Consider the following 16316-nt stretch of genomic DNA (forward strand, 5'->3'; position numbering starts at 1 on the left):
TTCTTTAGCCTTTGCTATTTCTTGGGCTTTCGCTTCTTCTTTAGCCTTTGCTATTTCTTGGGCTTTCGCTTCTTCTTTAGCCTTTGCTATTTCTTGGGCTTTCGCTTCTTCCTTAACTTTTTCTACCTCTTTTACTTTTGCTTCTTCCTTAGCCTTTGCTATTTCTTGGGCTTTTGCTTCTTCTTTAACTTTTTCTACCTCTTTTACTTTTGCTTCTTCCTTAGGCTTCGCTATTTCTTGTACTTTTGTTTCTTCTTTAGGCTTCGCTATTTCTTGCACTTTCTTTTCTTCCTTACCTTTTGCTACTTCTTGTACTTTTACTTCTTCCAGCACTTTTGTTGTTTCTTTCGTTTTTGCTATTTCCTGTATTTTTGCTACTTTCTGCGTTTTGTCTTCTTCCTTAGCTTTTACCGCTTTTTGTACTTTCGCTACTTGCTTCGTTTTCTCTCCAGCTTTCTTTTCACTTGGTGCTGTACTTGATAGGAAAGAAACATTTGCATAAGCTGTTTTTCCTTTATACTCAAATTGTAGCCATCCGTCTTTTGCTTGATGCGTTGATTCAATTACATCATCTTTTTTCAGTCTACCAAGAATTTCTGATTCTGTGTTTGCTTCAGAGCGTACATTTAACAAGTTTGCTGTTACATGATAAATATCTTTTGTAAACTCCGAACTTACAAACAATTCTTTACCATTTAAATCAATTTTTGACCATCCTTCTTCGGTATTTATTACTTTTAACTTTTGTCCTTCTTTTACTTTTTCGATAACTTTTGATTCCGTAGTTGGCTTTTCACGTACGTTGAGTACATCCGCTGTTACGATCGTTTCTGCGATAGCAGATGTAGTAAAAGCCCCCAATCCAAAAACTGTTGCTGTTGCTGCGCCAATTATTTTTTTCATATTAGCCTCCATTGCTTTTTTTGGGTTTTATGAAATGCTCCCATAAAATTAGGTAATTTCACGGAATATCAAAACATTTGCAACGATATATTTATACTGCCTAATATACCGTTATTAAAACCCTTTACTCCAATAGTATCAAATTCTCATTTTTAATTCTATAAATTATCAATCTCTTTATCTTATATAAACGTTTCTAATCCTTTTTCTTTTTACTAAATAGTCGTTGCAATTCCTGCCAGAAATAAACTTACAATTGCTAAAAATGAAGTACCGACTATAGCCCCTCTTAAATGGAACATGTAATCTTTATATCCCTTCATCCCATCCGTACAAGGAATAACAACAAACCTCGGAGTAATCCAGCAAAAAATAAGCCAATCAATTATAATTAAATCTACTAAATTGAAGATCATTAAAATTCCTAAAGTATGTAAATAAGCTTCAATATACAATAATTTTTCTTGTTGATGTAGTATATATGTAGAAACGAAAGGAGTACCGAAAAGAATTATATTGTATGCAATATTAAAGTAAATCGTTTGCTTTTTTTCATGAATTGATTTCGGAAGAACTACCTTTTGAATATCTTTCGGATAATCATTTAATGATAGACGAGGATTATAATATACAGACCCCAATATCATTACGGAAAGTACAATAGACATAATGACACCCACGTACATCATTTGCTCAAATTGACTCATAAGCCTCATTCACTCTTTTCTGTAATTCCTATGTAAGTCATTCACTTAATTACACATTGTATGTACGGACACAACTAAAAATTAAAAATTATCTTTTTTGCCAAATCAAATTCCTTGTAATATAAATACAGTTTTTATACAGTGAAAGCCTAATTAGTACAGATAGGATTGGTGGAACCTATGAAAATTGAACATATCGCAATTTGGGTAAATGATTTAGAATTAATGCGTGATTTTTATATAAAATACTTTAACGGTAAATCAAACTCTTTATATCTTAATGAAGCGAAACAATTTGAATCTTATTTTATTACGTTCGAATCTGGAGCAAGGATCGAACTAATGCGTAAAAAAGGTATAGAAAACCAGCCTAACCTTCATATAACTGGCTATGCACATATGGCTTTTTCTGTCGGTAGTGAAGAACGTGTAAATACATTTACTACAACATTACAAGATGATGGTTACCCTTTATTAAGTGGACCTCGTTTCACTGGAGATGGATATTACGAAAGTGTGATAGGCGATCCGGAAGGTAATCAAATTGAAATTACGATTTAGCTTACTTCTTCTTTTCTGAAGAACAAATAAAAATTGGTTTGGAGGAATATTATGCAAAAGCTATATTTTACTAAATATGGAGCAACAGATTTCAATCAATATTTCCAACTCGTATCAAATGAAGAAGTGATGGCGCAAATTACCGAGCGTGCCATTCCGTTAGATGAGGCACAAAATAACTTTGAAAAATTGTTAAAGCGCAACGAAAAGCATCGGCTATTTGGCTCCTATAAAGTGTATGACTCTATTACAAATGAATATATCGGCCTTGGACACGTTACACTCAGTGAGGAAAATGAAAAAGAGGCTGAAATTGGTTATATGATTTTGCCAGGATACTGGGGAAAGAGATATGGTAGTGCGATTGCAAAGGAATTAATGCATATAGCGAAGCAAACAGAAGTAAACGTATTAAAAGCAATTATTGATCCGAATAATATCCCCTCTCGTAAAATATTATTAAACTTCGGTTTTACATCTGAAAAAATTTGCGAGATTGATGGATTGCCTGGGGAGATTTTGAGTACATATATTTAACTATATAAAAAAGCAGTGCTACATTTGAACTAACCGTAGCATTGCTTTTATCTTTTATTATTATAAAAGTCCATTTTCACTTTAATACGAACTAAATCATTATTTCTTTATCTCGTCTACTACACTTTGAACTAAAGAGATAAGAGCTTCCTTTGTATCCTCATCTGTTACCTTTGCATCATCACTAAATTTAGTGCGCACTGATGGGATTAATAGCGAACCATTTTGAACGACAATTGTATCTAGCATACCTAGCGTAAGTAATAATGATTCATGAGCTTTATCCCCTCCAGCAATCGACGGTGAAGCTGTTATAATAGCAACTGGCTTTTTATAAAGTTCCACTGATGAAACAAGCCATTCTAATGCATTCTTCAAAACTCCTGGAATACTTTTTGCGTACTCTGGTGTACAAATAATAAGTGCATGTGCCTCACTTAATGTCTTTCGAAATTTTTCAACAACAATCGGTGCTCCAACTCGATCTACATCCGGATTAAAATGAGGTAGTTCCCCTATCCCATTATAAATAGTGTAATCTATACCTTCTGGAATAAATGCTGCTAAAGTTTTTAATACGTTTGTGTTGGATGACCCTTCCCTAATACTTCCTGAAATCGCTATGACCCTTTTGTGTTTACACATATGATCCCCCCTAAGAACATCATACTGATACAGCCATAAAAAAATCAAAAATATTGAATCATTTAACAAATGTACATCCGTTAAATTTGTATACATAATAATATTATGAGTATAAAAAACGAATCAGTTATTACTTTCACCGTTTTTCATGTAGTCTCTACATACCACGCACTATTCCACCACCGAAAGTAAAACTTTCTCAAGCTCTTTTTTAGACAACATACTATCGTTTATATACACTTGGTATGCATTTCTTCCTTCTTTTGCAGGTACTACTATTTTTTTATTTTAACATGCTGGATATGCATTAGAACCCAAATAACGTTCTTTTATAATTTGACGATGATGAAGCTCATGACCAGCGATAATGTTTGCTAATGCAAGAACCGTGACTTCAGAATTGTTCGCGATTCCCCTTTGTAACCAGGCTTCTTTATCTAAACTTTTAAGCAAATGCACAGTAGATTGGCGAACAACTGTTAAATTCTCAAGAAGATCTTGAGCTGCTCTAAGAACATACATATCATCGTTATATCCAGGAAGTTCTGCTGTCTCGCCTCTTGCTATGGAAAGCAATCGATATGCCATAATACGTTCAGTATCCACAATATGACCGATTACTTCTTTTATACTCCATTTATTAGGAGCATATCGAAAATGTCCCTCACTATCAGGAATATCTTTCAATAAAAGATTTGTTTCCTTCATTTGTTGCTCTAGAATACGTATGATATCTCCATTTGGTATTAAATTTATGTACGTTGAATAATACGGATTATATTCATTTGCGTCTGGTCTCTTTTGCATGCTTATCATCCTTTTTGTCTTATCTTTATATACAACTTATCATAAATTATTATCATATTAATCAGATAATTTAAATTCTAAAACAAAAGGTCCCCTTCCTATAGAATTACATTAACAAAGCGACTCATCCCCAAGCTTCCAACTAAACCATCTCCCATGCCCTTCCGTTTCCCCAACAGTTTCACGATATTCGTTTCCGTTAATATAATAATCAATATGAAGATCACGATCCCACATGTTGTTATATAGGTGGAATACATCACGTTTTGCACCAATTTCTTTAATTTGTTTTTCTAGCGTATGTTTTACATTTTCAGGTATTTGGTTTGCCACATGTGTATGGAAAATACAAATAACAGCATCTTCCCTTATTTGATTTACAATGGCCGGAAGAAGCGCTACACCGTCACCTTCAATTAATTGCACTGATTTTTCTTTTACAAGCATCGCTGCTTGGTCAAACATTTAAAGCCTTTCTTTATGTTCTGGCCAAATGAGTGCACGTAGCCATAAATAATCTTCTTCATTATGTAAATCATTCACATGTAAATCAAGCCCGATTCTTTCTACGACAGGCGGACTTTGTTTTAGAAAACACGGCACATTCTCCCCTCTTATTTCAGAAGTTACATGCACATTTGAATTTACACTTCCGTACATTTCATCCGTTCCGTACGAATAACGGTATTGGTCCCAGAGCAATTGTAATCCAGAGCTTGTCCCAATTTCAATTAATGCTACTGGTTTATTCACTTTGTTAAATATGTAACAGAAACTTGGGTATAAGTATGCACACCTTCTTACTTCATTTGTTTGAACGAGTTTTGTTTGTAACAAAGTAATGATTTCTTCTCGGTATTCTTTACAGAAACCTTTAAAATAATCAAAAGCTTTATCTAAATTTGTTTCGGCATTTTCAACTAAACTACTATAATACGTTTTTAAATGATGTTCTTTCCCTGCAAGCAATAAATAATGTACTGCACCTAATAATAAGTTTGGGACTGGTTGACCTACCTGAGCATAGGACGATAGTGTAAGTACTTCCTCATCTTCAGCAATTTTCATTGATAAATATTCATATAAATCACTTGACCCTTTACATTCCTTTATTGAAAAGTTTCGAAATAAGTTTGAAATTTGCTCTTTTGTACGCATTAAAGTCCCTACTTTTCATTTTCCAGAATAATCTCACCATTACCAAGAGAAAAATCCCATAAAAAGGTACTCGATTTAGTCACTTAAGGATACGTAAGCTTTTTCGAGATAATTTCAAACTTTAATTTTTTTCTATTCATTAACTGAAAAGTGCTTGTTAAATAAGAATTTTGGCAAATAAAACGTTAAATAGTTTAAAATTATCAGATAACACTAGATATTTTAGTCTATTAATTATTATAATAGAGTATGAGATGGTTATATAATTGAGACAAAAAAGGTATACACCTAGGTGGGGCCTAGGCGGTGTTTCTCTTTTACGGCTTAGACATAGAAAACACCTACTCTTTTTTGCCAATATAGGGGATGGAGAGATTATCATGAGCAACATGCAGCAAAAAACAGACGTTATCTTAATTGGTGCAGGAATTATGAGTGCAACGTTAGGCTCATTACTAAAAGAATTAGCACCTGAATGGGAAATTAAAGTTTTTGAAAAACTCGCAAGTGCCGGGGAAGAAAGCTCTAACGAATGGAATAATGCAGGTACAGGGCATTCTGCGCTATGCGAACTGAACTATACTTCCGAAAAATCTGACGGATCTATAGATATTAGTAAGGCTGTAAAAGTGAATGAGCAATTCCAGCTTTCAAGACAATTTTGGGCATATCTTGTAAAAAGCAAATTAATTCGTAATCCACAAGATTTTATTATGCCACTTCCTCATATGAGTTTAGTAGAAGGGGAAAAAAATGTAGAGTTTCTAAAAAACCGTTTTGAAGCGCTTTCAAAAAATCCACTGTTTCAAGGAATGGAGTTTTCTGATGCTCCTGAAACATTAAAAAAATGGCTTCCTCTCATTATGGAAGGTCGTACATCTAATGAACCGATGGCTGCAACGAAGATTGACTCTGGAACAGATGTTAACTTCGGTGCATTAACACGTATGTTGTTTGATTACTTACAAACGAAAAATGTCGAGCTAAACTACAAACATAGTGTCGAAAATATTAAACGCACGAAAAATGGTTTGTGGGAAGTAAAAGTACACGATATGAATAGTGGTAAAATTGAGCATCATACTGCAAAATTTGTCTTTATCGGTGGCGGTGGCGGTAGCCTACCTCTACTACAAAAGACAGGTATTCCTGAATCAAAACATATCGGTGGATTCCCGGTAAGTGGACTATTTATGGTATGTAAAAATCAAAAAGTAATTGAGCAACATCATGCAAAAGTATACGGTAAAGCTAAAGTTGGTGCTCCACCAATGTCTGTACCTCATCTAGATACGAGATATATAGATAATAAAAAAGCTTTACTGTTCGGACCGTTCGCAGGGTTCTCACCTAAATTCTTAAAAACTGGTTCAAATCTTGACTTAATCGGTTCTGTAAAACCGAATAACGTCTTAACGATGTTAGCTGCTGGTGTAAAAGAAATGGGACTAACAAAATACTTAATTCAACAAGTTATGTTATCACATGAAAAACGTATGGAAGAATTACGCGAATTCATTCCGAACGCAAAAAGTGAAGATTGGGATATTGTAGTTGCTGGGCAACGTGTACAAGTAATTAAAGATACTGATGCTGGCGGTAAAGGCACACTTCAATTCGGTACAGAAGTTGTAAGTGCAGCTGACGGGTCAATCGCTGCATTACTAGGTGCTTCACCAGGTGCTTCTACTGCCGTTCACGTCATGCTTGAAGTATTAGAAAAATGTTTCCCTGATCGTATATTAGGATGGGAAGAAAAAATAAAAGAAATGATTCCTTCTTATGGCATTTCTCTTACTGAAAATCCAAGACTATTCCAAGATTTACACACTTCAACTGGACGTACACTTGGATTAAACGAAAAAGAAACTGTTCATAATTAATGAATACATTCACAAAATGACATAATAAAAACGTCCGATATATTCGGACGTTTTTTCTTCTTTAAAAATTATACTTATCAATATTATCTTTCGTAAAGACAACTCGCTCTGGTAATACGATAATTCCGTTTCCTTCTGCCTCATAGTCATATCCTTGTATGGAGTTAGGCTCTACTTTCACTTTTCCGATACCTTTTACTTCGAAGCTATCCCCTACTTTTAACTTCTTCCCTTTTACAACAATTTCATTTGCTACATATGTTGCGAGAGCCCCTTGCTGTTTTACATCCCATAATCCAAATTGTTGTACTGTTCCTCGTTTTACATAATCACGCATAACGTTCGGCGTAGAAAATCCAGTTACAACTACTTTTTTATCCATTTTTAAATTTTCTGCTGCTTGTGCCATTGCTGGAAGTGCTGTTGCATCTGGACAAATGACTGCGTTTATATCAGGATACGTTTTTAATATGTTCTCCCCTACTGACAAAGACTTTTGCGCATTATTTTCACCATACTGAGTCGTTACAATTTCCCAGTTCGGATATTTCTTTTTAATTATTTCTTTCGCCTTCGTTACCCATTGGTTTTGATCCGTTACAGTTGGACTTGAATAAAAGAATGCTACTTTTCCTTTATCTCCAATTTGCTTTGAAGTCATTTCAATCAATACATTAGCAAGTTGATCTGGGGTTCCTTGACTTATATAAAAAGAACGATCTTTCGGATTCACATCAGAATCCCACGTTAACACTGTCATCCCTTTTTTCTTAGCACGTTGCAGTGATTGTGATAGGCCGTCCACCGACGTAGAAGAAACCATTAGTGCATCATAGTTTTGGTTAATAAAATTGTTTATATATTTTACTTGTCCTGATACACTCGCTTCAGACGGTCCATCATATTTTACTTGTACACCTAGCTTATCCCCCATCTCTTTCGCGCCTTCACCACCTGATGTGAAGAAACCAACTCCAGTTAATTTCGGGATGAATGCAAATTTTACATCATCAGCCTTTTTCTTATCTGCTGTTTGACTAGAGCAAGCAATTAAACCGATTAAACAAATACATACAATAATAACAATCCCCAGTTTTCTCTTCATGACATTTCCCCCTTATGCAAATTCCTTCTTTTTCCCGCTAAGAATGGATGTACTTTGAAATGCCTCATAATAACTGAAAGAATAAGGATAATACCAATTACTACATTGGATTGTTCATTAGTTAAGCCTGTCATTTGCAAGCCATACTGCATTAGTCCTATAAATACACTCGCTAGTACAGTACCGATAATACTTCCTTTTCCCCCTGTAATAAGTGTCCCGCCTAATACGACTGCTGTAATGATCGGTAAAATCGTTTCACTTCCCATATCAGCACGTGCGGAACCAAAATATGCAGTTAAGAAAGCTCCCCCTAATCCACCTCCTAACCCAGAAATTATATAAGCGATGATGACTACTTTCTCCGTTTTGATTCCGGTGTATTTCGCTGTATTTTCGTTTGCGCCTGTTAATTTTACGTGGCGCCCATATATGGTACGATGAAACAATACAGTGCATAAAACAGTTAATACGATAAGGATCCATAATAGATTAGGTATTCCTATTAAACTACCATTTGCCAGTTGCACATACGCATCAGGTAAGCCACTTATTCCTTCGTATCCAGAAGCGCCCGCACCTCCTGAAATGACGAGCGCAATTCCTCCGTATAAAAACATCGTTCCGAGTGTAACGACAAGTGGTTCTACACCTGTCATTTTTATAATGATTCCGTTTAAAGCGCCTGCTAAGGAACTTATTATTAGGGCGATTATGACAGCAAACAAAATAGGTATTCCGCTCATCCAAAGTACACCAATCAAAATTGAAGTGAGCCCCATTATTGAGCCGACCGATACATCAATTCCTCCTGTTACAATAACGAAAGTCATTGGTATCGCCGCGATTGCGATAAATAGGAAATCATTTGTACTAAAAAGGAGATTACTAACGTTGAAGAAATCACTATTTAGAAAACTAAAGAGAATGAATTCTATAAGAAGGAATACGATTAGAACACCTTCCCATCTGTAAACATGCTTCATATATTCATCCTCCTTTCTGCTCTCCACTTTTTCATTACACTATCTAATATAATAATAAGTAATAGTAAAAATCCTGAAATAGCATTATTCCAAAATGCTGGTATTTTTAAAAAGACGAGTGAACTGCTTATTGCTTCTAAAAATAATGCTCCTAATGCGGCCCCAAATATAGAACCTGTTCCCCCTTTTAAATGAATTCCTCCTAGCACAGCAGCTGCGATAACCTGTAGTTCTATCCCTGTACCTGTTTGATTTGGAATGAACCCGATATTCATAACAAAAATGCAACCAGCAAGTGCCGCACTTATGCCCGATATAATAAACGCATTTATCTTCACTTTATTAACAGGTATCCCAATGAGTCTTGCACCATTTTCATTATCACCTACCGCATAAAAGTATCTTCCGTACGGCACTTTCATTAAAAAGAAATAGAGTAGTAGTAAAATAATAAGAACAATCCATACAGTTATCGGTAGACCAAGTATGACGATAGATGACAGCTGCTTAAAATCGTTTGGTATATCTTCAATCCACTTCCCGCCTGTGAAGATTAACATTGCACCTCTAATAATTCCTAGCATGCCTAATGTCATAATAATGGCTGGTACCCGAAACTTCGCAACGCCAATCCCGTTTACGAAACCGATAATAGTGCCAAGTATAATAGTAGCAACGATTGAAAAGAATGCACTATACCCGTTCGTTAACAACATTCCGCAAACCGCTGCGCTTAATCCCATAATCGAGCCAACTGATACGTCTATATTTTTCGTAAATAAGACGAAAGATTGGCCAATTGCTAGAACGACTAAAATAACGCTTGATTTCATCATTAAAGATAACGAGTTAAACTGAACAAAACTAGGATTTATCATTCCGACAATGGCTATATACATAAGTAGTAACAGTATGATAGACGTTTCGTGCATTTTATACATGCGTTTCATTCCGTTACACCCCCGTATGCAAGACGTGTAACTTCACCTACACTCATTTGTTCTTTCTCTAAATGAGAAACAAATTGACCATTTCGCATTACATATACACGGTTAGAAAATTGGACAATTTCCTCAATATCTGAAGAGATAATTAATATGGCGAGTCCTTCCCCTTTCATTTTTTCTATCGCTCCATACACTTCAAGTCTTGCTTTTGCATCAATTCCGCGCGTCGGTTCATCGAGAATAATAATTTTTGGGTTACATGCTAAATATTTCGCAAGCACGACTTTTTGCTGATTACCTCCTGATAAAGATGCCAGTTCTTCATTCATGTTTGGCACAACAATTCGAAACTGGTCTATATACGACTTCACTAAAGCGCTTTCTTTTTCTCGGCTAATAAAAAAACGATTATTTTGCTGTAAACATGCTGCTGTAATATTTTCTGTAACAGATGCGATTGAGAAAATCCCATTCCTCGCCCTATCCTCTGGCACATAAACGATTCCTTCGCCTAGCCTTTTATGCAAAGAAAATGTATCAATAGATTTTCCTTCTAATAAAATAGACCCTGTTTTTATAGATTTCAATCCAAATATCGCTTCTGCTAATTCAGTTCTACCTGATCCAACGATGCCAGCAATACCTACAATTTCTCCAGCGTGTACAGCGAATGATATATTTGAAAATGCGTGGCCAGTTACATTCGTTACTTCTAATATTTTTTTCGTCCTTTCTATCTCTTGAACTACTTCTCTTTTTTCTTCCTGTTTATATCCTTTTGGCAATAGTCCCTCCATCAGCATGTCATAAGTATAGTCACATACATCTCCTTGGCTTATAATCATTCCATCACGTAATATCGCTACTTTATTAGCAATTTCAAAGATTTCTGGAAAACGATGCGTAATGTATATCATCCCAATTCCTTTTTCTTGTAAACTTTTCATCAACACAAAAAGACTCTTCATTTCGTGAGTTGTTAATGTCGATGTTGGCTCATCTAAAATAAGAATCTCGGCTTCTCGTATTAATCCCCTAACGATTTCTACTAATTGTTGCTGCGCAATGGATAACGATGCTCCTAGCTCATAAAGGGCAATATCCCAACCTAAACTGTCCATTAATTGCTGAATCTTTACTTTCAGTTCCTTTTTCTTTCTGTTTAGCCCAATACATATATTTTCTTCAATAGTCATATGCGGAAAAATGAGTGGTTCTTGTGGTATTAAATACATACGTTCTCGATGTGCTTCTGACGGATTTGAAAATTGTTGCCTCTTTCCTTTTACATACATTTCTCCACTATCATACGAATATAACCCCGTTAATATTTTCATTAATGTTGATTTTCCAGCACCATTTCCCCCAACTAAAGCGTATATATCTCCACGCTCTACTTGTAAGTTCACTTCTTTTAGCACAAGTTGATTTGAAAACGCCTTACTCATTTTCTTTACTTGTAATAAGGGCATGTTCTCCACATGATGTCACCTGCCTTTATCCCGCTATTTACTACCCGTTCATGCCCGATTGGTGCGGGCTGAAAATCAGTGGAATGAATAAAACCCCCACTAATTACAGTTTCACTTTATGCAGAACATTTTTTGAGAAAATGATTATTTGTTCTACTTGTTTTGTAGCATTGTATATTCCTTTTTTCATATCTAGAACACTTTTTTCACCAGACGTTTCATCGTTTCAACTGGAATAAACAAAATATGTGGCACATATGTTTAAGCATTGGTCAATTGTTGAAAGGGATGAAGAGTATGCCACAGCTGAACTTTGAAGAAAATTTGTTAACAAAAGTCGCTTGGTACTATTATAAAGATCAATTAACACAACAAGAAATCGCTTCACTTCTTCACATTTCAAGAAATAAAGTGGTTCGGTTATTAGATAAGGCGCGCAGTGAAGGAATCGTTACTTTTCACGTAAAAGGGACTGGTTTACACTGTTTGAGCATTGAGCGTGACCTAATGAAAAAATTCAACCTAAAAGATGCTTTCATTATCCCTACTCCAATAAACAATTATGCCACTTCTCTCGGAAAAGCTGCTGCACAATATTTAGAGACTCAGCTCCAGCAAGGCGATTTACTCGGTATTGGCTGGGGAGAAACGATTAGCAAAATGCTAGAAAACATTCATTTTGAAAGTTCTATTAATCTTTCAATCGTAACGCTAACAGGCGGAGTCAACCACTACCTCCCAAGAAAACAAAATTATTTACATTACATGCAAGGTGATCTTCATATTATCCCCACTCCTTTTCTTGCATCTACTACTGAAATGGCAAAAAGTATTTTATCAGAACCGAGTGTGAAAGATATGCTTCATGTCGCTTCACTTGCACAAACGGCAGTTGTCGGTATTGGAGGGTTATCTCAAGATGCTACCATTGTGAGAGAAGAAAAATTAACACTACGTGAAATGACATATATTCGTAGCCAAAACGGTACTGGCGATATTTTAGGACAGTTTTATAATACGAATGGCGATTTATTGGAGCTTCCGCATCACAATCGTCTTATTGGCACGCCGCTCTCTATTCTTCGCAATATGAAACATGTCATTGGTGTTGCTGGAGGTACAGAAAAGATAGATGCAATTTATGGTGCCTTAAAAGGAAAGTTCATTCATACATTAATTACAGATGAGGAAACAGCCCTCTCCTTATTACGAAAGGATGGTGATTGTTAATGTCTACTTTATTAGCTTTTGATGCTGGTACGGGAAGTATTCGAGCTGTACTTTTTGATTTACTCGGTAATCAAATTGCGGTCAGTCAAAAAGAATGGGTTCATAAAACCGACCCTCTTTACCCAGGATCTATGAATTTTGATGTAATTGAAAACTGGGAGCTAGTACAACAGTGCACGAAAGAAGTTCTACAAAAAAGTAATGTCTTTCCTTCTTCTATTCAAGCTATTAGCGCTACTAGTATGCGAGAAGGTTTTGTTTTATATGATAAAGATGGGCAAGAAATATGGGCTTGTGCAAATGTTGATGGGCGCGCATCCGCTGAAGTTAGTGAACTAAAAGAAATTCGGTCACATCTTGAAGAAGATTTATATACAAGATCTGGGCAAACTTTTTCATTAGGGGCTTTACCTCGCCTACTTTGGATTAAAAAACATGAACCTGAAGTCTATAGCAATATTCATTCTTTTACGATGTTAAATGATTGGATTTTATATAAATTAAGCGGCGTACTGCAAATCGACCCTTCAAACGGTTGTACGTCCGGAATTTTTGATTTACACAATAGAACTTGGGATAACGATGTCGCTAAAGAGTGCGGGATAACTTTACCGTTTTCACCAAAAGTAAATGAAGCTGGCACCGTGATTGGTAATGTTACAAAAGAGTGTGCAGCATTAACTGGTTTACGCGAAGGAATTCCTGTAATCGCCGGGGGCGGAGATGCTCAAATGGCATCACTCGGAACTGGAGTCGTGAAGCCTAATCAAACATTAATATGCGGGGGCAGCTTTTGGCAACAAGAAGTGAATATTACTAAACCAATAACAGATCCGCATGCTGCGATTCGCGTAAATTGCCACGTCGTTCCAAACCTATGGCAATATGAAACGATTGCCTTTTTCCCAGGTCTCGTTATGCGCTGGTTTCGAGATGCCTTTTGCCAAGAAGAAAAGAAACTTGCAGAAAAACTCGGTGTAGATGCTTATGAATTGTTAGAAGAACAAGCGAAAGACGTACCGGTCGGTTCACATGGCATTATCCCTACTTTTTCAAACGTCATGAACTACATTTCTTGGCGTCATGCCGCACCTTCTTTTTTAAATTTAAGCTTAGATGCTGACAAATGTGGAAAAAAAGAAATGTTCCGCGCTATCGAAGAAAATGCCGCCTTCGTTACACTTGGTAACTTAAAATTAATAGAAAATCTAACTGGTACGTTCCCTTCTGAAGTTATTTTTGCTGGCGGCGCCGCTAAAGGAAAACTTTGGCCACAAATTCTTTCAGACGTACTCGGAATTCCTGTTAAAGTACCTGTTGTGAAAGAAGCAGCTGCTTTAGGAACTGCGATTGCTGCTGGTGTTGGTGTTGGCATATATTCATCTATAGGAGAGACTGCCGAACAGTTTGTACAGTGGGAAAATACATTCGAACCAGTTACTGAAAATCACGAACTGTATAAGGCGTTCTATGAAACTTGGAAAACTGTGTATGACAGTCAGCTCACTTTAGCTGATATAGGACTTACATCACATATGTGGATCGCACCAGGTGCACTGTAACACATTACATAAAGGAGTGAAATGTATGCGAAAAGCGAATGAAAATGATTTCTCCTATCGCTTCGGTGATAACGGGCCGAAATATTTAATACAAGGTCCAAATATTGATCTTGGCCTTGTTGTCATTCAGCCTGGGCAAGAGTTTCAAAATCATTACCATACAACATGCGAGGAAGTCTTTTATGCATTAGAAGGAGAAATAGACTTCTATGTAAATAATGAAAGAGTTCCAATTAAACAAGGTGATGTCTTACAAGTTCGTCCTCATGAATCTCATTATCTTATTAACCATTCTGACAAACCTTTTAAAGCTGTTTTTATAAAGTCACCATATTTACCAAATAAAGATACTGTACAAACGGAAAATCCAACATTAACGAAGGAGTGATTTCGAATGACTTGGGGATTTAAAAATCGATTAAATACAATTTTACCTGATGGAAGAGCGGTTATGTTAGCGATCGACCATGGCTATTTTTTAGGACCGATTCACGGACTAGAACAACCATTAGAAACAGTTAAAAACTTACTTCCTTATACAGATTCCCTTTTTTTAACGCGCGGTGTACTTAGCTCTTGTATTCCTGAAAACTGCAGCACACCGATGGTTATGCGTGTATCTGGCGGAGCTACTGTCGTCGGTAAAGATTTAGCGAACGAAACTATTGTTACACCTGTGAAAGAAGCAGTAAAACAAAACGCAATTGGCGTCGGCGTTTCTGTCTTTGTTGGATCAGACTATGAAACACAAACGGTTTCAAATCTCGCAAACGTAGTTTCAGAAGCTCATGATTACGGATTACCAGTTCTCGGCATTACCGCGGTCGCAAAAGAACTACAAAAAAGAGAGGCACGCTTCCTCGCACTCGCTTCCCGCGTATGTGTTGAAATGGGTGCTGACATTATTAAAACGTACTACTGCGAAGGATTTGAAAAAATAACGAGCACATGCCCTGCCCCAGTCGTCATCGCCGGTGGACCGAAACTAGATTCAATCGAAGACGCATTAAACATTACGTACAATGCACTGCAAGAAGGTGCAATTGGAGTAGACATGGGCCGAAACATATGGCAATCCGAACACCCCGCTGCGATGATTCAAGCGATTCATGGTATTGTGAAGAACGGATTGAATGTGAAAGAGGCGCTGGAATTATATGATGATGTAAAAAACTAAGGTAAAAGATAGACTATTACACTTAAATATATACAAAATCAATATTTACTATTAGGAAAAGCCCATATCTAACATATGGGCTTTCTTTTACATTTTTAATTGTTCCGAATCTAATCCGATTTCTACAGATCGCGTACGTTCCAAACAATCTCACCTCGTTCACCAAACGTACTGTGATGCCGCTTAAATCCTATCTTTTCTAATACCCGGAAGGACGCCGTATTCCAAGCACCTACAGTTGACCAAAGTCTTTTACGACCCGTAGCAATCGCAGCCTCCAGTACCGCTGATGCCGCCTCTGTCGCATAACCCATGCGATGAGCACTGCGGAACAACTCATATGCAATCTCCGGCTCTTCAAGCGTGGAACGACCGATAATTAAGCCGCAGTATCCGATAAAATCGCCTTCGTCTCGTCTACGAATAGTGAGAAGAGAAATACCATTTTCAGCTGCTTTCTTGCGCTTCTCAATAAGATCGTTACGAACAGATTCAACGGTTGGCATTTCCACTCCACGTTCACCAATTAGTTCTCTAAGCCAGACTGCATCCGATTCCTCCCACATATTCAGATCGAGTCGTTCCGTTCTTAGATGGAACGCCATATCTTTAAATACAGATGTCATAGTAGTAACC

General features: G+C 36.5%; 16 protein-coding genes and 1 pseudogene. 7 read left to right on the forward strand and 10 right to left on the reverse strand.

Annotated features, from left to right (window positions below; genetic code table 11):
- The coding region (locus tag ACS2MN_RS08315; RefSeq protein ID WP_438894681.1) for an SH3 domain-containing protein at window positions 1-903 on the reverse strand (903 nt) is incomplete at its 3' end.
- Between the two features lie 215 nt (window positions 904-1118).
- On the reverse strand, window positions 1119-1610 hold the full coding sequence (locus ACS2MN_RS08320) for a hypothetical protein (protein WP_000077243.1): 492 nt from the start codon (window positions 1608-1610) through the stop codon (window positions 1119-1121).
- 180 nt (window positions 1611-1790) lie between these two features.
- On the opposite strand from ACS2MN_RS08320, the gene ACS2MN_RS08325 reads away from it, so the two are divergent.
- Window positions 1791-2171 carry a VOC family protein gene (locus ACS2MN_RS08325; protein ID WP_346994533.1) on the forward strand — a complete coding sequence of 127 codons (381 nt, stop codon included), beginning with the start codon at window positions 1791-1793 and terminating at the stop codon, window positions 2169-2171.
- Between the two features lie 51 nt (window positions 2172-2222).
- Window positions 2223-2708: a GNAT family N-acetyltransferase gene (locus ACS2MN_RS08330; protein WP_346994532.1), complete on the forward strand. Its 486-nt coding sequence runs from the start codon at window positions 2223-2225 to the stop codon at window positions 2706-2708.
- A 99-nt stretch (window positions 2709-2807) separates the two neighbouring features.
- Here the strand turns inward: ACS2MN_RS08330 and ACS2MN_RS08335 are convergent, their stop codons facing one another.
- The 3 genes and pseudogenes from ACS2MN_RS08335 to ACS2MN_RS08345 all read right to left on the reverse strand — a co-directional run bounded on the left by ACS2MN_RS08335 (window position 2808) and on the right by ACS2MN_RS08345 (window position 5318).
- Window positions 2808-3353 (reverse strand): NADPH-dependent FMN reductase, encoded by a 546-nt coding sequence (locus ACS2MN_RS08335; protein WP_087949187.1) that lies wholly within the window; start codon window positions 3351-3353, stop codon window positions 2808-2810.
- A gap of 288 nt (window positions 3354-3641) precedes the next feature.
- Window positions 3642-4160: a DinB family protein gene (locus tag ACS2MN_RS08340; protein ID WP_001172117.1), complete on the reverse strand. Its 519-nt coding sequence runs from the start codon at window positions 4158-4160 to the stop codon at window positions 3642-3644.
- A gap of 111 nt (window positions 4161-4271) precedes the next feature.
- Window positions 4272-5318 (reverse strand): annotated as a pseudogene (locus ACS2MN_RS08345) (DUF2332 domain-containing protein).
- 380 nt (window positions 5319-5698) lie between these two features.
- On the opposite strand from ACS2MN_RS08345, the gene ACS2MN_RS08350 reads away from it, so the two are divergent.
- Entirely contained in the window at window positions 5699-7201 is a 1503-nt protein-coding gene (locus ACS2MN_RS08350) for a malate:quinone oxidoreductase (RefSeq protein ID WP_000069153.1), read from the forward strand.
- A 61-nt stretch (window positions 7202-7262) separates the two neighbouring features.
- Here ACS2MN_RS08350 and lsrB read toward each other — a convergent pair whose 3' ends face one another.
- From lsrB to ACS2MN_RS08370, 4 genes are read right to left on the reverse strand one after another with little or no spacing between them, the layout of a single operon-like run.
- Window positions 7263-8306 (reverse strand): autoinducer 2 ABC transporter substrate-binding protein LsrB, encoded by a 1044-nt coding sequence (gene lsrB / locus ACS2MN_RS08355; protein WP_000823645.1) that lies wholly within the window; start codon window positions 8304-8306, stop codon window positions 7263-7265.
- The gene (locus tag ACS2MN_RS08360) at window positions 8303-9292 is read right to left on the reverse strand and encodes an ABC transporter permease (protein ID WP_000683488.1); all 990 of its coding nucleotides are present in this window, start codon (window positions 9290-9292) and stop codon (window positions 8303-8305) included. Before ACS2MN_RS08360 ends, lsrB begins: the two co-directional genes overlap by 4 nt.
- On the reverse strand, window positions 9289-10242 hold the full coding sequence (locus ACS2MN_RS08365) for an ABC transporter permease subunit (RefSeq protein ID WP_000827680.1): 954 nt from the start codon (window positions 10240-10242) through the stop codon (window positions 9289-9291). The genes ACS2MN_RS08360 and ACS2MN_RS08365 overlap by 4 nt, the downstream gene beginning before the upstream one ends.
- Complete coding sequence (locus tag ACS2MN_RS08370; RefSeq protein WP_000429594.1) at window positions 10239-11720, reverse strand: sugar ABC transporter ATP-binding protein; 1482 nt, start codon at window positions 11718-11720, stop codon at window positions 10239-10241. The genes ACS2MN_RS08365 and ACS2MN_RS08370 overlap by 4 nt, the downstream gene beginning before the upstream one ends.
- A 270-nt stretch (window positions 11721-11990) precedes the next feature.
- On the opposite strand from ACS2MN_RS08370, the gene ACS2MN_RS08375 reads away from it, so the two are divergent.
- The 4 genes from ACS2MN_RS08375 to lsrF are packed head-to-tail and all read left to right on the forward strand — an operon-like array spanning window position 11991 to window position 15680.
- Entirely contained in the window at window positions 11991-12941 is a 951-nt protein-coding gene (locus tag ACS2MN_RS08375) for a sugar-binding transcriptional regulator (protein ID WP_015000641.1), read from the forward strand.
- Window positions 12941-14503, forward strand: a complete 1563-nt coding sequence (lsrK, locus tag ACS2MN_RS08380) for an autoinducer-2 kinase (RefSeq protein WP_142344945.1) — start codon at window positions 12941-12943, stop codon at window positions 14501-14503. Before ACS2MN_RS08375 ends, lsrK begins: the two co-directional genes overlap by 1 nt.
- Before the next feature lie 25 nt (window positions 14504-14528).
- Complete coding sequence (locus ACS2MN_RS08385; RefSeq protein ID WP_001224017.1) at window positions 14529-14891, forward strand: cupin domain-containing protein; 363 nt, start codon at window positions 14529-14531, stop codon at window positions 14889-14891.
- Between the two features lie 6 nt (window positions 14892-14897).
- On the forward strand, window positions 14898-15680 hold the full coding sequence (gene lsrF / locus ACS2MN_RS08390) for a 3-hydroxy-5-phosphonooxypentane-2,4-dione thiolase (protein WP_000219772.1): 783 nt from the start codon (window positions 14898-14900) through the stop codon (window positions 15678-15680).
- Between the two features lie 122 nt (window positions 15681-15802).
- Here lsrF and ACS2MN_RS08395 read toward each other — a convergent pair whose 3' ends face one another.
- Window positions 15803-16306 (reverse strand): GNAT family N-acetyltransferase, encoded by a 504-nt coding sequence (locus ACS2MN_RS08395; RefSeq protein WP_000204928.1) that lies wholly within the window; start codon window positions 16304-16306, stop codon window positions 15803-15805.
- Window positions 16307-16316 lie beyond the last annotated feature (10 nt).

The organism is Bacillus cereus group sp. BceL062 (assembly GCF_051780025.1).
Taxonomy (GTDB): domain Bacteria; phylum Bacillota; class Bacilli; order Bacillales; family Bacillaceae_G; genus Bacillus_A; species Bacillus_A toyonensis.

What these genes read in the sequence shown, in the direction of transcription:
- lsrK (WP_142344945.1), top strand. Translation starts at nt 12,941, where the DNA reads ATGTCTACTTTATTAGCTTTTGATGCTGGTACGGGAAGTATTCGAGCT.
- lsrB (WP_000823645.1), bottom strand. Translation starts at nt 8,306, where the DNA reads ATGAAGAGAAAACTGGGGATTGTTATTATTGTATGTATTTGTTTAATC.
- ACS2MN_RS08335 (WP_087949187.1), bottom strand. Translation starts at nt 3,353, where the DNA reads ATGTGTAAACACAAAAGGGTCATAGCGATTTCAGGAAGTATTAGGGAA.
- lsrF (WP_000219772.1), top strand. Translation starts at nt 14,898, where the DNA reads ATGACTTGGGGATTTAAAAATCGATTAAATACAATTTTACCTGATGGA.
- ACS2MN_RS08360 (WP_000683488.1), bottom strand. Translation starts at nt 9,292, where the DNA reads ATGAAGCATGTTTACAGATGGGAAGGTGTTCTAATCGTATTCCTTCTT.
- ACS2MN_RS08395 (WP_000204928.1), bottom strand. Translation starts at nt 16,306, where the DNA reads ATGACATCTGTATTTAAAGATATGGCGTTCCATCTAAGAACGGAACGA.
- ACS2MN_RS08350 (WP_000069153.1), top strand. Translation starts at nt 5,699, where the DNA reads ATGAGCAACATGCAGCAAAAAACAGACGTTATCTTAATTGGTGCAGGA.
- ACS2MN_RS08385 (WP_001224017.1), top strand. Translation starts at nt 14,529, where the DNA reads ATGCGAAAAGCGAATGAAAATGATTTCTCCTATCGCTTCGGTGATAAC.
- ACS2MN_RS08330 (WP_346994532.1), top strand. Translation starts at nt 2,223, where the DNA reads ATGCAAAAGCTATATTTTACTAAATATGGAGCAACAGATTTCAATCAA.
- ACS2MN_RS08320 (WP_000077243.1), bottom strand. Translation starts at nt 1,610, where the DNA reads ATGAGTCAATTTGAGCAAATGATGTACGTGGGTGTCATTATGTCTATT.
- ACS2MN_RS08365 (WP_000827680.1), bottom strand. Translation starts at nt 10,242, where the DNA reads ATGAAACGCATGTATAAAATGCACGAAACGTCTATCATACTGTTACTA.
- ACS2MN_RS08325 (WP_346994533.1), top strand. Translation starts at nt 1,791, where the DNA reads ATGAAAATTGAACATATCGCAATTTGGGTAAATGATTTAGAATTAATG.
- ACS2MN_RS08340 (WP_001172117.1), bottom strand. Translation starts at nt 4,160, where the DNA reads ATGCAAAAGAGACCAGACGCAAATGAATATAATCCGTATTATTCAACG.